At 73.1% G+C, this 14,266-nt stretch carries 14 protein-coding genes; 3 read left to right on the top strand and 11 right to left on the bottom strand.

Annotated features, from left to right (window positions below; genetic code table 11):
- Positions 1 to 246 precede the first annotated feature (246 nt).
- The 4 genes from HNR22_RS02835 to HNR22_RS02820 form a co-directional block, all read right to left on the bottom strand.
- Entirely contained in the window at positions 247 to 795 is a 549-nt protein-coding gene (locus tag HNR22_RS02835; RefSeq protein WP_179778942.1) for a winged helix-turn-helix domain-containing protein, read from the bottom strand.
- A gap of 50 nt (positions 796 to 845) precedes the next feature.
- Positions 846 to 1,331 (bottom strand): rhodanese-like domain-containing protein, encoded by a 486-nt coding sequence (locus HNR22_RS02830; protein WP_088948027.1) that lies wholly within the window; start codon positions 1,329 to 1,331, stop codon positions 846 to 848.
- 46 nt (positions 1,332 to 1,377) lie between these two features.
- Entirely contained in the window at positions 1,378 to 1,833 is a 456-nt protein-coding gene (locus HNR22_RS02825; RefSeq protein WP_179778941.1) for a cysteine dioxygenase, read from the bottom strand.
- Positions 1,834 to 1,944: 111 nt separating this feature from the next.
- On the bottom strand, positions 1,945 to 2,322 hold the full coding sequence (locus HNR22_RS02820) for a signal peptidase I (RefSeq protein WP_179778940.1): 378 nt from the start codon (positions 2,320 to 2,322) through the stop codon (positions 1,945 to 1,947).
- 63 nt (positions 2,323 to 2,385) lie between these two features.
- Here HNR22_RS02820 and HNR22_RS02815 point away from each other — a divergent pair, with 63 nt between their 5' ends.
- Together HNR22_RS02815 and HNR22_RS02810 are read left to right on the top strand one after the other, a co-directional pair.
- On the top strand, positions 2,386 to 2,778 hold the full coding sequence (locus HNR22_RS02815; RefSeq protein ID WP_179778937.1) for an ankyrin repeat domain-containing protein: 393 nt from the start codon (positions 2,386 to 2,388) through the stop codon (positions 2,776 to 2,778).
- Between the two features lie 32 nt (positions 2,779 to 2,810).
- Positions 2,811 to 3,758, top strand: coding sequence for a DUF3500 domain-containing protein (locus HNR22_RS02810; RefSeq protein ID WP_179778935.1), 948 nt, complete (start codon positions 2,811 to 2,813; stop codon positions 3,756 to 3,758).
- Positions 3,759 to 3,915: 157 nt separating this feature from the next.
- Here HNR22_RS02810 and HNR22_RS02805 read toward each other — a convergent pair whose 3' ends face one another.
- The 7 genes from HNR22_RS02805 to HNR22_RS02775 all read right to left on the bottom strand — a co-directional run bounded on the left by HNR22_RS02805 (position 3,916) and on the right by HNR22_RS02775 (position 13,052).
- Positions 3,916 to 4,674 (bottom strand): class I SAM-dependent methyltransferase, encoded by a 759-nt coding sequence (locus HNR22_RS02805; protein WP_179778933.1) that lies wholly within the window; start codon positions 4,672 to 4,674, stop codon positions 3,916 to 3,918.
- Positions 4,675 to 4,909: 235 nt separating this feature from the next.
- The gene (locus HNR22_RS02800; protein WP_179778931.1) at positions 4,910 to 5,401 is read right to left on the bottom strand and encodes a DUF2231 domain-containing protein; all 492 of its coding nucleotides are present in this window, start codon (positions 5,399 to 5,401) and stop codon (positions 4,910 to 4,912) included.
- Positions 5,402 to 5,749: 348 nt separating this feature from the next.
- Positions 5,750 to 6,487 (bottom strand): ANTAR domain-containing protein, encoded by a 738-nt coding sequence (locus HNR22_RS02795; protein WP_179778929.1) that lies wholly within the window; start codon positions 6,485 to 6,487, stop codon positions 5,750 to 5,752.
- Positions 6,488 to 6,666: 179 nt separating this feature from the next.
- Positions 6,667 to 8,958, bottom strand: coding sequence for an accessory Sec system translocase SecA2 (gene secA2 / locus HNR22_RS02790; RefSeq protein WP_179778927.1), 2,292 nt, complete (start codon positions 8,956 to 8,958; stop codon positions 6,667 to 6,669).
- Positions 8,959 to 9,081: 123 nt separating this feature from the next.
- Positions 9,082 to 10,887, bottom strand: a complete 1,806-nt coding sequence (locus HNR22_RS02785; RefSeq protein ID WP_246380632.1) for an ABC transporter ATP-binding protein — start codon at positions 10,885 to 10,887, stop codon at positions 9,082 to 9,084.
- A 73-nt stretch (positions 10,888 to 10,960) separates the two neighbouring features.
- Complete coding sequence (locus HNR22_RS02780) at positions 10,961 to 12,049, bottom strand: zinc-binding dehydrogenase (protein ID WP_179778925.1); 1,089 nt, start codon at positions 12,047 to 12,049, stop codon at positions 10,961 to 10,963.
- Entirely contained in the window at positions 12,042 to 13,052 is a 1,011-nt protein-coding gene (locus HNR22_RS02775) for a Gfo/Idh/MocA family protein (protein ID WP_179778924.1), read from the bottom strand. The genes HNR22_RS02780 and HNR22_RS02775 overlap by 8 nt, the downstream gene beginning before the upstream one ends.
- A 224-nt stretch (positions 13,053 to 13,276) precedes the next feature.
- Here HNR22_RS02775 and HNR22_RS02770 point away from each other — a divergent pair, with 224 nt between their 5' ends.
- Positions 13,277 to 14,260 (top strand): glucosyl-3-phosphoglycerate synthase, encoded by a 984-nt coding sequence (locus tag HNR22_RS02770; RefSeq protein ID WP_343060025.1) that lies wholly within the window; start codon positions 13,277 to 13,279, stop codon positions 14,258 to 14,260.
- Positions 14,261 to 14,266 lie beyond the last annotated feature (6 nt).

Here is a 14,266-nt window from a genome sequence, read left to right as displayed (position 1 = left end):
GTCCTCCTTGGGCTGATCCGGGTATCTCCCCACGGCCCGGGACGCCGCTTCATCGATGCTTCCCGGCACCCGGGCGAGAATCAAGAGGCGGCTGCGTTGCATGAATGTGACAATTGACGAACACATCGGAGCCAGACGCTCGCTCTGCGTACGAAGCCTGATGATTACAGCAGAGTCGCCGAGATGCCCCGATACGGGGGTCCCCGCCCGGTTCGCCGAGGTGGTCGCAGGCCACCGGACCAGGGCCTATCGGCTGTGGTCCACGCTGATCCGCGCCTCGTCGGCCAGCCGGTAACCGACCCCGTAGACGGTCGTCACCACCTCCGAGCCATCCAGCTTGGCGCGCAGCCGTCGAACGTGCACGTCCACGGTCCGGGCCACCGCGTGCTCGTACCCCCACACGCTGGACAGCAGTTGGAGGCGGGTGAAGACCCGGCGTGGCCGCTCGGCCAGGAACAGCAGCAGCTCGTACTCGATGCGGGTCAGCGGGACGACCTGGTCGCCCTGGCGGACCATCCGCGAGCCGGCCAGGATGCGGACGTGGGCGGCGTCGGCGGACGGTGCGCCGGCGGCGGGGCTCGGGGCCGGTCGCGGCGCGGGCACCACGTCCTCGACGGTACGCAGCTGACCCTCCCCCGACTCGGCCAGCTCGCCGAGCAGCTGCACCAACCGGGCCAGCCGAGGGCTCAGCGGCCCCGGGACGAGGTCGAGGGTGATGGTGAGGGTCGGACCGGTGCGCGGGCGGGCCGGGCGGGTGCCCGGGTGGCGGCGCGTGGGGATGGCGACGACGGACATGGTGCCTCCTGAGTGGCGGTACGCCCGCCACGCCGGGTGCGGCGTGACGGTCAGCGGCGCGCCCAACCGGTCTTGACGGGGGACGCGAGTGGGGAGGTGTGCAGGGGGGTCGGGCCGAGGGCTGGCAGGCCGGCGATCCGCCAGGCCGCGAAGCCGCCGACCACGTCGGTGGCCCGGTGCAGGCCGACATCCTGCAGGGCGGCGGCGGCCAGCGACGAGGTGTAGCCCTCCTGGCAGAGGATCATCACCGGTACGTCGTAGTCGACCGCCTGCGGCAGTCGGGCCGGGCAGCGAGGGTCGAAGCGCCACTCCAGCACGTTGCGCTCGACAGTGAGCGAGCCCGGCACCACGCCGTGCGCGGCCCGCTGCGCGGCCGGTCGGATGTCGACCAGCAGCGCTCCGGCCCGGTACGCCAGGTGCGCCCGCTCCGGGTCCAACCGGTGGAGCCGGGCACGCGCGGCGGCCAGTATCTCGTCGATGCCCCGGGAGCCCGGCGGCGGCACGGGGGCCGGACAGTGCTCGGCGGTTACCTGCATTATCGGTTCCTTCCGGTGACAGGGGGTGGATCGTGGCTGGCCGCGGTCACCAGGACCGGCCGGCTTCGGCGACCTCGGCGACCCGCAGCCGCCCGTCCACGAGGTGGTAGCGGGTCATCCGCAGCAACGCCGGCCGGTAGACGTGCACGCTGACCGCCGGCGCTGGACCCTGGTTGGTCACCTGGTGCACGTGTCGGGGGCCGAAGCGGCGACCGGCGCCGGCGGGCAGCAGTCGTGGGCGCAACCGGCCGGCGGCGACCGTCTCCTCGGTGAGCGTGCCGCTGACGACCCGGAACGCTCCGGCCGAACCACCGTGGTCGTGCAGGTCGGTGCCCTGCCCGGGCAGCCAGCTCAGTGCCCACACCTCGTGGTCGTCGCCGATGTCGAGGCGCGCGTACCAGCGTTCGGCCGGGTCGAAACGCAGCGCGACCGGCCAACCGGCCGGGTCGGCCCACCGGGCGGCGACGGTGAGCAGATCGGGCTCCGGGCGGCGGTGCGTCATGGCGGTTCCTCGCGGGTCGTTCGGCGGGGTGCCCTCGTACTCTAGACTGCAAAGCCTATAGGTTTAGTAGGTAATTTCACTTGCTGGGACGCAGGTCGGACCTGGTGTCGATCAGCGCAGCACCGGAGGGTCCACCCGGTAGCCGGGCAGCGAGGGCCACCGCACGGTCAGCACCACCGACGCGCGCTCCGCGAACCAGGAGTGGTCCAGCCCCCGACCCCACACCACGTAGTCGCCCGGCACGGCCAGCCGTACCGTCCGGTCCGGCAGCTCCACCCGGAAGCACCCCTCAACGAGTACGAGCAGAGTGGTGCGCCGCTCCCCGGTCGCCCACTGGGACCGGGCCTGCCCGGGCGGGTGCACTCCCCACTTCACCTCGACGTCGGCGCTGTGCCGGATCTCCCCCGGTGGCGCGAAGTGCCCGAGCAGCCAACCGGCGTTGGTGGCACCGTCGACACCCGCGTTGCCCACGTACACCGTCTCCGCCATCGGACCCCTCCCCAGCACACCGGCCGAGCAACGTATCAGGACCGCTGCGACTAACCTGGACCGGTGACCGACCACCTCGACGCCGAAACGCTGGCGTTCGCGCACCGGATGTTCGACCTGGCCCGGGCCGGCTCCACCGAGGAGCTGGCCGCACAGCTCGACGCCGGCCTGCCCGCCAACCTCACCAACGACAAGGGCGACACGCTGCTGATCCTGGCCGCGTACCACGCCCACCCGGACACGGTGGCCGCCCTGCTCAGTCGCGGCGCCGACCACTCCCGGGCCAACGACCGGGGTCAGACCGCGCTGGCCGCCGCGGTGTTCCGCAGCAGCACCGAAGCGGTCCGCGCGCTCCTCGCCGCCGGCGCCGACCCGGCACACGGCAACCCCTCGGCACTGGAGACCGCGCAGTTCTTCGACCTGCCGGAGATGACGGAGCTGCTGCGCGCCGGCTGACACTGGCGCCGACGTGCCGGTATACAGGGTCGGTGGAAGATCCCCTGCCCGAGCAGATGCGGGCCGCCAGCACCACGCTGCTGGCCGCGCTCGACCCCGCCGCCCGCGACAGCGCCGTGCACCCGTTCGACGACGAGTCGACCCGACGCTGGCTGGAGTACCGGCCTCGACCCCGACCCGGCGTCTGCCTCGCCGAGCTCGACGTCGCCGGCCGCAAGGCCGCGCACCGGCTGCTGGCCACCGCGCTCAGCCCTTCGGCGTACGCGCAGGCGATGGCGATCATCGCGCTGGAGGAGGTGCTGGACCGGGCCGAGGGCTGGCATCGAGGGCGGCACAGCGGTGACTACTGGGTGGCCGTGTTCGGTGACCCGGAGCGCGACGACCGCTGGGCGTGGCGGCTCGAAGGGCACCACCTGTCGGTGAACATGACAGTGGTGGACGGTCAGGTCTCCCCCGCGCCGATCTTCTTCGGCGCCAACCCGGCGGCGGTCCGCTACGCCGGCCGCCCGGTCTCCCGCCCACTGGGCATCGAGGAGGACCTGGGCCGGGCACTGCTCGACGCGATCGGGCCGGCCGAGCGGGCCGCAGCGATCATCGCCGACGAGGCGCCCGGGGACATCATCAGCGCCACCCGCGGGCGGGTCGACGCCCCGCTGGAGCCGCTCGGCGTGCCGTCCGACCGGCTGGGGCCGACCGGCCGCGCACTGCTCGACCAGGTGGTCGCGCTCTACCTGGACCGACTGCCTCCCGAGCTGGCCATCCGCGAGGCGCGCCGACTGGACGCCGGCCGGCTGCACTTCGCCTGGGCCGGCCCGACCCAGCCCGGGCAGCGGCACTACTACCGGGTGCAGGGCGACGACCTGCTGATCGAGTACGACAACACCAGCGCCGACGGCAACCACGCCCACACCGTGCTGCGCCGCCCCGCCAGCGACTTCGGCGCCGACGTCCTGGCGACCCACCACGAGACCCACCACTAGTCCGCCCTGCCCTGCCCTGCCCTGCCCTGCCCTGCCCTGCCCTGCCCTGCCCCCGCCCCCGCCCCCGCCCCCGCCCGGTCGATCATGGAGTTGTGGTGGGCGGCTTGGGCCGGTGCGCCAGTTGTGCGGGGCACCCACAAGTGCATGATCGCCGTGGTCAGGGCCGGGTCGCCTCGATGAGGAAGCGTTGGGCGTGGGCGGTGAAGGGGCCCTCGGCGGTGATGCGCTCGTGCAGGGCCAGAAGTTGTCCGCGGTAGCGGTCCACGGTGAACCCGGGCACCGTCCAGATCACCTTGCGCAGGAACCAGACCACCGCACCGATGTCGGAGAAGGTCGCCCGCAGGGTGGCCCGACGCAGGTCGACCACCCGCAGACCAGCGTCTTCGGCGGCGGCCGCCGCGTGTTCGGGATGCCGGTGGGCCGGCGGCGGCAGCGGACCGAGGATCGCCTCACTCAGCTCCCGCATGGTGCCCGCCCCGATCTGCTGGGACAGGAACGTCCCACCCGGCCGCAGCACCCGAGCCGTCTGCGCCCAGTCGGTCCGTACCGGATGCCGGCTGACCACCAGGTCGAACGAGGCGTCGCGGAAGGGCAGCGGCCCGTCCGGGTCAACCGCCACCACCGTCGCGCCCACCCGACGCAGGGTGCGCCGGGCGACCTCCACGTTGGGCGGCCAGCCCTCGGTGGCCGCCAGCAGCTTCGGCGGATGCGGCACCTCGGCGAGCACCTCACCGCCACCGGTGTCCACGTCCAGAGCGGCGGTGGCGCGCGCCATCCGATCGGCGACCAGCCGGGCGTACGCCCAGGGCGGACGCTCCTCGGTGGCCCGGCCGGCCAGCCAGTCGAAGCCCCAACCGTCGATCGGCGCGGCGGCTGCCTCCGCGATCAAGTCCTCGGCGTTCCGCAGATCGGTCATGGCGGTCAGCCTCACCGGCCGGTCACCCGACCGGCAACTCATTTGCGCCTGCCACCGCCACGACCCGCCGGACCGGTCGGGTCAGGCCGACCGTCCGGCCGGACCGGCCACCGCCTGTCCAATCGGGTCACGGGTCGCACGAACCAGGCGGGGTCGGGGTCATGGACCGGCCGCGTGGAGCCCGCCGCGTGGAGCCCGCCGCGTGGGGCCCGCAGTGCCGTGCCGGCAGTGCGCGTCAGGGGCGCGGGCGGACGATCTCGACGGTGCCATTGGCGAGAGCGTCGAGGCCGCCGGTTTCGGTGCGGCCGCTGTCGAACTGGCGTATCAGCCGGGCGCCCAGGTGCACGCCGATGCCACCGGCGGCCAGCGCGACCAACTCGGTGATCAGCATCGCGGCCGACGCTCCGTGCTCCGGTGCCTGCGACCGGACCAGGCAGGTGAGCAGGAACAAGCCGGCCATCACCGCGTTCACCAGGTTGAAGGCGACCGCTGTGCGGCGGGTGCGGTCGACCGGTACGTCCCACAGGTCGATCATGCCGGCCACCGCGGTCAGTGCCGCGGCGACGAGGGCCGCGACGCCGGTCCAGTAGCCGACCTCGCCCAGGAACGCCGGCCCGCCGACGACATCGGTGAAGTCGAAGACGGTGGCGCTGACGAAGAGCCCGAGTGGGAACGTGACCAGCATCGGTTGGATCGGGTGCCCCTGCACCCGCAGCCGGCTCTGCATCGGTCCTCCCCCGGGTCGGCGCAGCTAACGTGACCAGAGTGCTACCCGAGGCCGGTCGGGACGAAACGACGCCGCCCGACTCGCCGCCGAGAGAGAGAACGGGCACCGCCGGGAGAGCGGGCACGGCCACGGGCACAGGCACCACCGCGGGCACAAGCACCGGAGAACGGGCACCACCGCGGGCACACGGACCACCACGGGCACAGGCACCGCCGGGAGGTTGATCGACTCGGGTTTCAGAAAACCGGGCCATCCGCGAACCCCGGACACCCCGGATTCAAGGAACCCGAGTCGATCAAGCCGAACCGCGAACGCCGACCCGCGGGCGAGCCGCGACACGCGGTCCGGTCAGGCGTCGCGGGGGCGGGAGACCGTCCGGACCAGTCGCTCGGCCACCTCGCGCAGCGGGATGTCCAATGACGACGCGGCGGTGCGCAGCACGTCGAGGGCCTCGGCTGGCGGGCACCCGCGCTGAGTCATGATCACCCCGACGGCCTGGCCCACCACCCCGTCGTGCAGCAGCGAGGCGTCCTGCTCGCTGGCGAGCGTGAGTTGCCGCCTGCGGTCGCGGACGGCCGCCAGCAGCAGGCCGGCGTGTTCGGCGAGCAGCATCGCGGTCAACTGGTGTTGCGGGGTCAGCAGCTCCGGCGACGCGGCGTAGAGGTTGATCGCGCCGATCACCTGGTCGTCGATGTCCACGGGCGCGGAGATGACCCCGCGCACGCCGAGATCACGGGCGCGCGCCGTCCAGACCGGCCAGCGGGTCTCGCCGGCCAGATCGGCGGCGAGGATCATCTCGCGGCGTTGGATGGCGCTCATCGCCGGCGAGTCCGGCCCGTGCCGCAGGTCGTCCAGCCCGGCCAGCCGTTCGTCGGAGGCGGCCACACCGGCGGGTTCGCCGGCGCGCAGGGCGGTGAACCCGCACCAGCGCACTCCGGCCACGGCGTCCCGGGTGACCCGGACCAGCGCCAGCAGCGCCTCGTCAAAGTCGGTCAGGGCGATCAGGCCGGCGGTCAGCTCCCGTAACAGGGCCGCGGTTTCCAGGACACCGAGGGTCTGCACCGGCTCCCGCGTGTCGAGGTTCACCGGTTCGCAGCCTCCGTGTGCCCTCGCGCCCGGCCCGCGATCATCGTCACCTGTGTCATCGTCTGCTCTCTCCCGACTCGACCGACCAGCGCTACTACCCGAGGAAAGCTGGGTCGAAACGACGTAAATCGGGGCCCCTGCCGCACGCGGAGGCACGACAGGGGCCCCGATGGCCTACGTCAGCGCGAGGTGCCGCTGAGTCGCCGCCCGATCGACGCGATCAGCCGGTCCAGCTCGGAGCCGAACGGGTTGTCGTGCACCAGGTACGTCCAGGTGGCGGTGGGCCGGACCAGGGTGCCGTCGTCGGGCTGCCAGTCCTCATCGAATTCGGTCTCGGTGAAGGTGGCGATGGTGCGGGCCTCGATCTCCGGGATCAGGTCGTTGAACGCCGGCACGGCGGCCCGGTGGAACTCGTCCAGCGGGTCGAGCCGGCCCAGCGCGCGAAGGTGCACGCCCTCGCGGACCTCCGACAACTCGGCCAGGTGCTCGGCCCAGAGCCGGTCCAGGTGGAAGAGCGCGATCGAGCGGGCCGCACGGGCGAGCAGGTCCTCGTCCATCTCGCCGGCCTTCTCGGGCTCCTTCTCCAGCAGCATCACGGCGGCCACGTCACTGGTCAGCAGCCGCTCGCGGCGCGCGGCGAGAGCCTTGCGCTGCTGCTCGATCACCACGCTGTAGCGCCAGGTGTTGCGGTGGATCTCGTGGTTGACGCCCTCGGCGACCCGCTGGGCGTGCTCCACCGCGTAGTCGACCTGCTCGTCGGTCACCAGGCCGTCGGCGTTCATCCGCGGCGACGCCGGCACCGAGTCGGCGGCGTGCCGGACGACCAGGTCGTCCTCCAGGCTGACGAAGAAGACCGAACCGCCCGGGTCGCCCTGCCTGCCGGCACGACCCCGCAGCTGGTCGTCCACCCGGCGGCTGTCGTGCCGGCCGCTGCCGATCACGTAGAGGCCGCCCAGCTCGGCGACCCGCTCCTGGTCGCGTCCGTCGCTGCCGCCGAGTCGGATGTCCACGCCCCGGCCGGCCATCTGGGTGGAAACGGTCACCGCGCCGTACGCGCCGGCCTCGGCGATGATCGCCGCTTCCTCGTCGTCGTTCTTGGCGTTCAGCACGACGCAGGGCACCCCGGCCGCGTTGAGACCGGCGGCCAGGCCCTCGGACTCCTTCACGTCCAACGTGCCGACCAGCACCGGCCGCCCCTTGGCGTGCCAGCGCTGGATCTCGTCGATCAGCGCCTCGTCCTTTTCGGCCCGGGTGGCGTAGATGCGGTCCGGCTCGTCCTCGCGGATGCAGGGGGTGTTGGGCGGGATCACCGCGACCTCAAGACCGAAGAACTCCCGCAACTGGTCGCCGACCAGCACCGCCGTGGCGGTCATGCCGCAGACCTTCGGGTAGAGCGCGATGTACGCCTGCATGGCGATCGTGCCCAGCACCTCGCCCTCGGCGGTGGCGTCCAGGCCCTCCTTGGCCTCGACCGCGGCCTGGAGCCCGTCCGGCCAGCGGCGGCGCTGGGCCACCCGGCCGCGCATCTCGTCGACCAGCTCGACCGAGCCGTCCCGGACGATGTAATCCACGTCACGGTGCAGCAGGGCGTGCGCGTGCAGCGCCACGTTGACCGCGGAGAGCTGCTCGACGTGCTCCTCGTCGTACAGGTCGATGCCGAGCTTGGCCTCGATGGCGGCCAGGCCGGCGGAGGTGAACGCCACGCTGCGGCCGTCGTCCGCAACCGTGTAGTGCTTGCCCTTGCGCAGGCCACGGACCAGTGCGGCGGCGGCGTGCACCGGGTCCTGCTCGCCCGGCACGGCGCCGGCCAGGACCATCGGCACCCGGGCCTCGTCGATCATGATCGAGTCGGCCTCGTCGACGATCGCGGTGGTCAGGGCCGGTTGCACCCGGTCCTCCACGTCGGTGACGAGCTGGTCGCGCAGGTAGTCGAAGCCCGCCTCGCTGACCGAGACGTAGGTGACGTCGCAGGCGTACGCGTCGCGCCGCTCCTGCGGCGTGGAGGCCTCGTTGACCCAGCCGACGGTGAGGCCGAGCAGGGTGTAGACCGGCTCCATCCACTGGGCGTCGCGGCGGGCCAGGTAGTCGTTGATGGTGAGCACGTGCACCGGCCCGTTGCCGAGCCGGACGTGCCCGTACGCGGCGATCGTGGCGGTGAGTGTCTTGCCCTCACCGGTGGCCATCTCGGCGACCTTGCCGGACAGCAGCGACATCGCGCCGAGCAGCTGCACGTCGTACGGCCGCTGGCCGAGGCCGCGGCGGGCGGCCTCGCGGCCGATCGCGCAGATCTCCTCGTAACCGGTGGCGGCACCCGCGGCCTCGGTCAGCTCGGCGTCGTCCAGCGCGGCGAGCTCGTCCTCGCGCGCCTCGACAGCCGGCAGCAGCTTCTCCAGCGGAGCAAGATCCACGGTCGAGCCGGGGCGCTGAAGGAACCGCCGGAACTTGCTCTTGAACCGTTGCGACACACCCATGAGCGGCAACGGTACGCGATTCCGGCCGGCTTGCGCGGCCCGGCCGCCGGCAAGTCGACACCGAACGGGGAGAGCATCTCGACCCCGGCCGGGGAGCGCAGGTCGGCCCCCGAACGGACGGAGTCAGCCGACCAGCAGTTGGTGGGTGGCGAGCTCCCGGTAGAGCGGGTCGGTGGCGGTCAGTTCGGCGTGGGTGCCGACGGCCACCACCCGGCCGCCGTCGAGGACGACGATCTGGTCGGCGTCGACGACCGTGGCGAGCCGGTGCGCCACGATCAACAGTGTCCGGCGGACGGCCACCGCGTCGATGGCGCGGCGCAGCGCGGCCTCGTTGCGCGAGTCGAGGTTGCTGGTCGGCTCGTCCAGCAGCAGCACCGGCGGACCGGCGAGCAGCGCGCGGGCGATGGCCAGTCGCTGCCGCTCACCCCCGGAGAGCAGCACGCCGCCCTCCCCCACCTGGACGTTCAGACCTTCGGGAGTGCGCTCGGCCAGGTGCGCGAGGTTGACCTCGTCGAGCACCTGGCGCAACCGGTCGTCGGTGGCGTCCGGGGTGGTGATCAGCAGGTTCTCCCGCAGCGTGCCGGCCAGCACGGGCGCCTCCTGCTCGACGTAGCCGAGCCGGGCCCGCAGCGCGTCGCGGGGCAGGTCCCGTACGTCGTGGCCGTCCAGTCGGACCGCGCCGGCGCTGACCTCGTAGAAGCGCTCGACCAGGGCCAGCAGGGTGGACTTGCCGGCGCCGGAGGGGCCGACAAGCGCGGTACGCGTACCGGCGGGCACCGCGAAGCTGACCTCGTGCAGCACCGGCTCGCCGCCCGGGTAGCCGAACCCCACCCGATCGAACTCGATCATCGGGGCGGGCCGGCGCGGGGTGGTCGTCGCGGCGGCGGGAGTGGCCCGGTCGGCCGCGCCCTCGGCGGGCACGGCCAGGATCTCCTCGATCCGCTGGAGGGCACCCAGACCGGACTGCAACTGGGTGTACGCCCGCAGCACCTGGGCCAGCGGCAGCGCCAGGAGGAACAGGTACATGACGAAGGCGACCAGGTCACCGACGGAGATCGCCCCGGCGGCGACCCGTGCCCCGCCGATGCCGAGCACCAGCAGGAACGCGCCCTGCACGGTGATCGAGCCGATCGGGCCGACCAGTGACTGCACCCGGGCCACCCGCAGGCCGGCCTCGTACGCCTCCCGCGCGCTGCCGGTGACGGTCTCCGCCTCCCGGGTCTCGGCGCGACTGGCCCGGATGGTCCGGGCCGCCGAGATGGCCCGCTCCACCGCCGAGGTCATCTCACCGATCCGCTCCTGGGCTGCTCGGGCCAGCGCCCGGACCCGGCGGGCGAAGGTGGCGGCGAAGCCCAGCCCCAGTGCCACCCCGAGCAGGGTGACGCCGAACAGCAGCGGGTCGAGCAGCACCATGGCGATGCCGGCGCCGACCACCGTCACCGCCCCGGTGACCGTCTCGAAGAGCCCGGAGGTGACGACCGCTCGCAACAGGGTGGTGTCCGAGCCGACCCGGGACAGCAGGTCGCCGGTGCGCCGTCGGTCGTACTCGGCGATGGGCAGCCGCAGCAGGTGACCGGCGAGCCGTCGCCGGGTGCCCAGCACCAGCCCCTCGGCGGTGCGTTGCAGCAGGTAGTCGCGCAGCCCGCCGATGGCCGCGCCCAGCACCACGAGCGCAACCAGCACCGCCACCAGGTCGGCGACGGCATGGTCGGCGCCGATCCGGTCGAGCACCGTGCGGGTGAGCAGCGGCTGCGCCAGCGACGCGGCCGCGCCGACCAGCGACAGCACGCCCACCACGACCAGGGTGCCGGTGTGCTCCCGCAGGTACGGCAGCAGCGCGCCCAGACCGACCGGTCGGCCCGCAGCGGCGCCACCGGCCGACCGGTCTGTCGAGGTGCCGCCGGTCGGCCGGTGCGTCGAGGTGCTCATGCCGGGAACGGTAGTCCGCCGCGTCACCCGGGCGGGCGCGCTCCGGCCCGCCGGGTCGGTCCGGCCCGCCGGGTCAGGTGGACAGCACCACCTGAAGCTCCTGGCGACGACGGTCGGCCAGATCGGTGAGCAGGGTGGGCGCCTCGTCGAACGGCACCACCGCCGAGACGAGGTGCTTGCGCATCACGTCCCCGTACGTCCGGAGCAGGTCGATGGTCTCGGCGGAGAGCCGCTCGCGGTCCCAGGTGGGGGCGAGCCCGCGCGGCACCCGGCCGATCTGCGCGCAGCGCAGCGAGAGCCCGTTGTGGTGGAACTCCTCACCGAGCCGCACCGCGTCGGCGCCCTCCTGGTAGAAGGCGAGGTCGATGACCGTGCCCTGGGGGCGCAGCAGCCGCAGGGCGAGCTGCAACGCCCACGCCTGCCCCCGGCACTGGAACACCACGTCGGCGCCCCGGTCACCGGCGGTGTGGGCCCACCGGGTCTTGAGCACGACCGCCGGGTCGTCCGCGTCCGGGTCGAGGGTTTCCAGGCCGAGCGCCTCGGCGACCTGGCGACGGTGCGGGGTGGGGTCGAGCACCACCACCGAGGCGGCGCCGTTGCGCCGGGCGAACAGCGCCGTCAGCAGCGCCACCACCCCGGCGCCGACCACGGCGACGCGCCGGCCGCGTACCCCGTCGCCGAGGGCGCGGACGTCGGTGCCGTGCAGGTCGGCCGCGGCGTGCAGCAGACCGTTGGCGCAGATCGGGCCCATGTGCGCGACGTAGACACCGAGCAGCGGATCCAGGTCGTCGGGCAATGGCACGAACCGCTCGGCGACCGGGTCGGCGAGCCAGCCGGTGCGGTGCCCGTACGTCATCGCGCCGACGGTGCCCACGGCGACGGCCGGGGTGTCGCTCTCCACCACCCGGCCGACCTGCATGTAGCCGAGCCGGTTCACCGGGTACGGGGTGCTCGCCTCGCCGGGTTGGAACAGCCCCAGGTCCGCGTTCCAGGTGACGTTCAGGTAGGGGTTCGTGCCCTTGACGTAGCTCAGCTCGGTGCCGGCGGAGACGCCGCTGTGGAGCGTCTCGACCCGGAACGTGCCGGGACGCAGCGGCGCGGCGTCCTGCTCGACCAGCTCGACCCGGCCGGGGCCGGTGACCACCACGACCTTGTCACGCATCGACGGTCACCCCCGTGCTGATTGCCGCCGGGGCGGTCGGGGTGGCGAGCCGCACGGTGGTGCCGGTGCGGGCCGAGTCGGCCACCGCGAGGGCCAGCCGTTGGGTGGCCAGCGCCTCGGCGTACGGCACACGGACGTCGTCGCCGATGCCGCGGACGGCGTCGACGAAGGCGCGGTCCACCGCGATCCGGGCGGCCTCCGGGTCGGCGGGGACGTGTCGTTCCCCGTCGGCGTCGCGGATCGTCAGGCCGTCCTCGGTGAGCGAGAGGGCCAGCCCGTCGGCGAGGATCTCCAGGCCGGCGCGGTGCTTCCAGCCCAGCACGCAGGCCGCGCTGAGGGTGCCGACCGCCCCGTCGGCGAAGCGCAGCGCGGCGGTGGTCACCGAGTCGATGTCGGCGCCGTCGACCGGCGGTGGGGTGCCGTTGCCGTACGCGGTGACCTCGGTCACCTCGCCGGCGAGCACGCGGATCAGGTCCAGCACGTGGGCGGCCTGCTCGACCACTGGGCCGCCGGAGCGGTCCCGCCGCGACCACCACGCCACCGGGGGCACCTTGTCGAGCCAGGCGCCGCTGATCATCCGCACCGGGCGGTCGGCGAGCAGGTCGCGGGCCTGGTCGAGCACGCCCAGGTAGCGCCAGTGGTGGCCGACGGCGGTGCGCAGCCCACTGCGCGCGACCAGGTCGGCGATCCGCTCGGCGGTGCCCAGGTCGACCGCGACGGGCTTCTCGACGAACATCGGCACTCCGGCCTCGATCACCGCCTCCTCGGTGGGACCGTGCGCGAAGGGCGGGACGCAGACGTACACCGCGTCCGGGGCCGCGGCCAGCAGTTCGGTGACGTCGCGGTAGACCTGGCCGCCGTGCTGTGCCGTCAGCGCTGACGCCGCCTCCGGTGCCACGTCGGTCACCCCGATGAGTTCGACGTCGTCGAACCCGGACAGCACCCGGGCATGGCGCTGTGCCACTCCGCCAGCGCCCACGAGACCAACCCGGCATTTCCGCATTCGACAACCTCTTTCGAGAACGTTTCCCTTTTCGATGGGAGCAGTCCCCTGGGGTGTCCGCAATCAAACGTTCATGCCCTGGGAACGCGACAATGTCACCGTTGTGATCAAGCTGATGCCCTGGAAGCGGTTAGCGCGTGGTGGCGAATGGGAAGTAACAGTGTCGCTATTTCCACGCACGAACAGAGGGGGTGCCCGTGCGGGATACGACCGTGTCACCGGTGGTGGAGGCGTGGGCCACGTACCGGACCACCTCGGCGGCGGACTGGCCGGCACGCCGGCTGCTACGCGCCAAGGGAGGGAGCCGGGTCAGCGTGGTGCTGCCGGCGCGCAACGAGGAGGCCACCGTCGGCGCGATCGTGTCGACCATCCGCGAGCACCTGATGGACCGGGTCGCCCTGGTCGACGAGCTGATCGTGGTGGACTCGCGGTCGACCGACCGCACCGCGCAGGTGGCCCGGGCCGCCGGAGCGGAGGTGGTCAGTCAGGACGAGATGACCCGAGGGCTGCCGCAGCTCACCGGTAAGGGCGACGCGCTCTGGGCCGGGCTCGCCGCCGCCGAAGGGGACGTGGTGGCGTTCATCGACGCCGACCTGCGGGAGTTCCGGCCGCACTTCGTGAGCGGGCTGCTCGGCCCACTGCTCACCGACCCGTCGGTGGATTTCGTGAAGGGCTTCTACCATCGGCCGCTGGTGGGCACCGCCAGCGTGGAGCCGGACGGCGGGGGCCGGGTGACCGAGCTGATGGCCCGCCCGTTGCTCAACCTCTTCTGGCCCGAGCTGGCCGGCTTCGTGCAGCCGCTGGCCGGCGAGTACGCGGGCCGCCGTGACGTGCTGTCCCGGGTGCCGTTCGTCTCCGGGTACGGGGTGGAGACGGCCATGCTGATCGACCTGCTCGAGCTGGTCGGGCTGGACGCGTTGGCCCAGGTCGACCTGGGCGAGCGCAAGCACCGCCACCAGGACACTGCGGCCCTCGGCCGGATGTCCGCCCAGATCATGCTGACCGCCTGGTCCCGGTTGCAGCGGCGCGGCTGGGCGGCCCCCGGCGCGACGCCGGAGGCGTTGCTGACCCAGTTCCGCCGCGGTGGCTCGGACACGCTGCCGAACCTGGACCGGGAGATCGTGGTCAGCGACGTGTCCATCGAGGAACGCCCGCCGCTGGCCGAACTGCGCCACCGCGTACCCCGTCGCCGGGTGGCCGCCGCGTGAACGCCA

The sequence above is a fragment of the Micromonospora jinlongensis genome (assembly GCF_013410645.1).
GTDB lineage: Bacteria > Actinomycetota > Actinomycetes > Mycobacteriales > Micromonosporaceae > Micromonospora > Micromonospora zamorensis.
Note: the sequence above shows the minus strand (reverse complement) of the source record. Positions and strands in the feature narration are given on the sequence as shown.

What these genes read in the sequence shown, in the direction of transcription:
- HNR22_RS02835 (WP_179778942.1), bottom strand. Translation starts at nt 795, where the DNA reads ATGTCCGTCGTCGCCATCCCCACGCGCCGCCACCCGGGCACCCGCCCG.
- HNR22_RS02830 (WP_088948027.1), bottom strand. Translation starts at nt 1,331, where the DNA reads ATGCAGGTAACCGCCGAGCACTGTCCGGCCCCCGTGCCGCCGCCGGGC.
- HNR22_RS02825 (WP_179778941.1), bottom strand. Translation starts at nt 1,833, where the DNA reads ATGACGCACCGCCGCCCGGAGCCCGATCTGCTCACCGTCGCCGCCCGG.
- HNR22_RS02820 (WP_179778940.1), bottom strand. Translation starts at nt 2,322, where the DNA reads ATGGCGGAGACGGTGTACGTGGGCAACGCGGGTGTCGACGGTGCCACC.
- HNR22_RS02805 (WP_179778933.1), bottom strand. Translation starts at nt 4,674, where the DNA reads ATGACCGATCTGCGGAACGCCGAGGACTTGATCGCGGAGGCAGCCGCC.
- HNR22_RS02800 (WP_179778931.1), bottom strand. Translation starts at nt 5,401, where the DNA reads ATGCAGAGCCGGCTGCGGGTGCAGGGGCACCCGATCCAACCGATGCTG.
- secA2 (WP_179778927.1), bottom strand. Translation starts at nt 8,958, where the DNA reads ATGGGTGTGTCGCAACGGTTCAAGAGCAAGTTCCGGCGGTTCCTTCAG.
- HNR22_RS02785 (WP_246380632.1), bottom strand. Translation starts at nt 10,887, where the DNA reads ATGAGCACCTCGACGCACCGGCCGACCGGCGGCACCTCGACAGACCGG.
- HNR22_RS02780 (WP_179778925.1), bottom strand. Translation starts at nt 12,049, where the DNA reads ATGCGTGACAAGGTCGTGGTGGTCACCGGCCCCGGCCGGGTCGAGCTG.
- HNR22_RS02775 (WP_179778924.1), bottom strand. Translation starts at nt 13,052, where the DNA reads ATGCGGAAATGCCGGGTTGGTCTCGTGGGCGCTGGCGGAGTGGCACAG.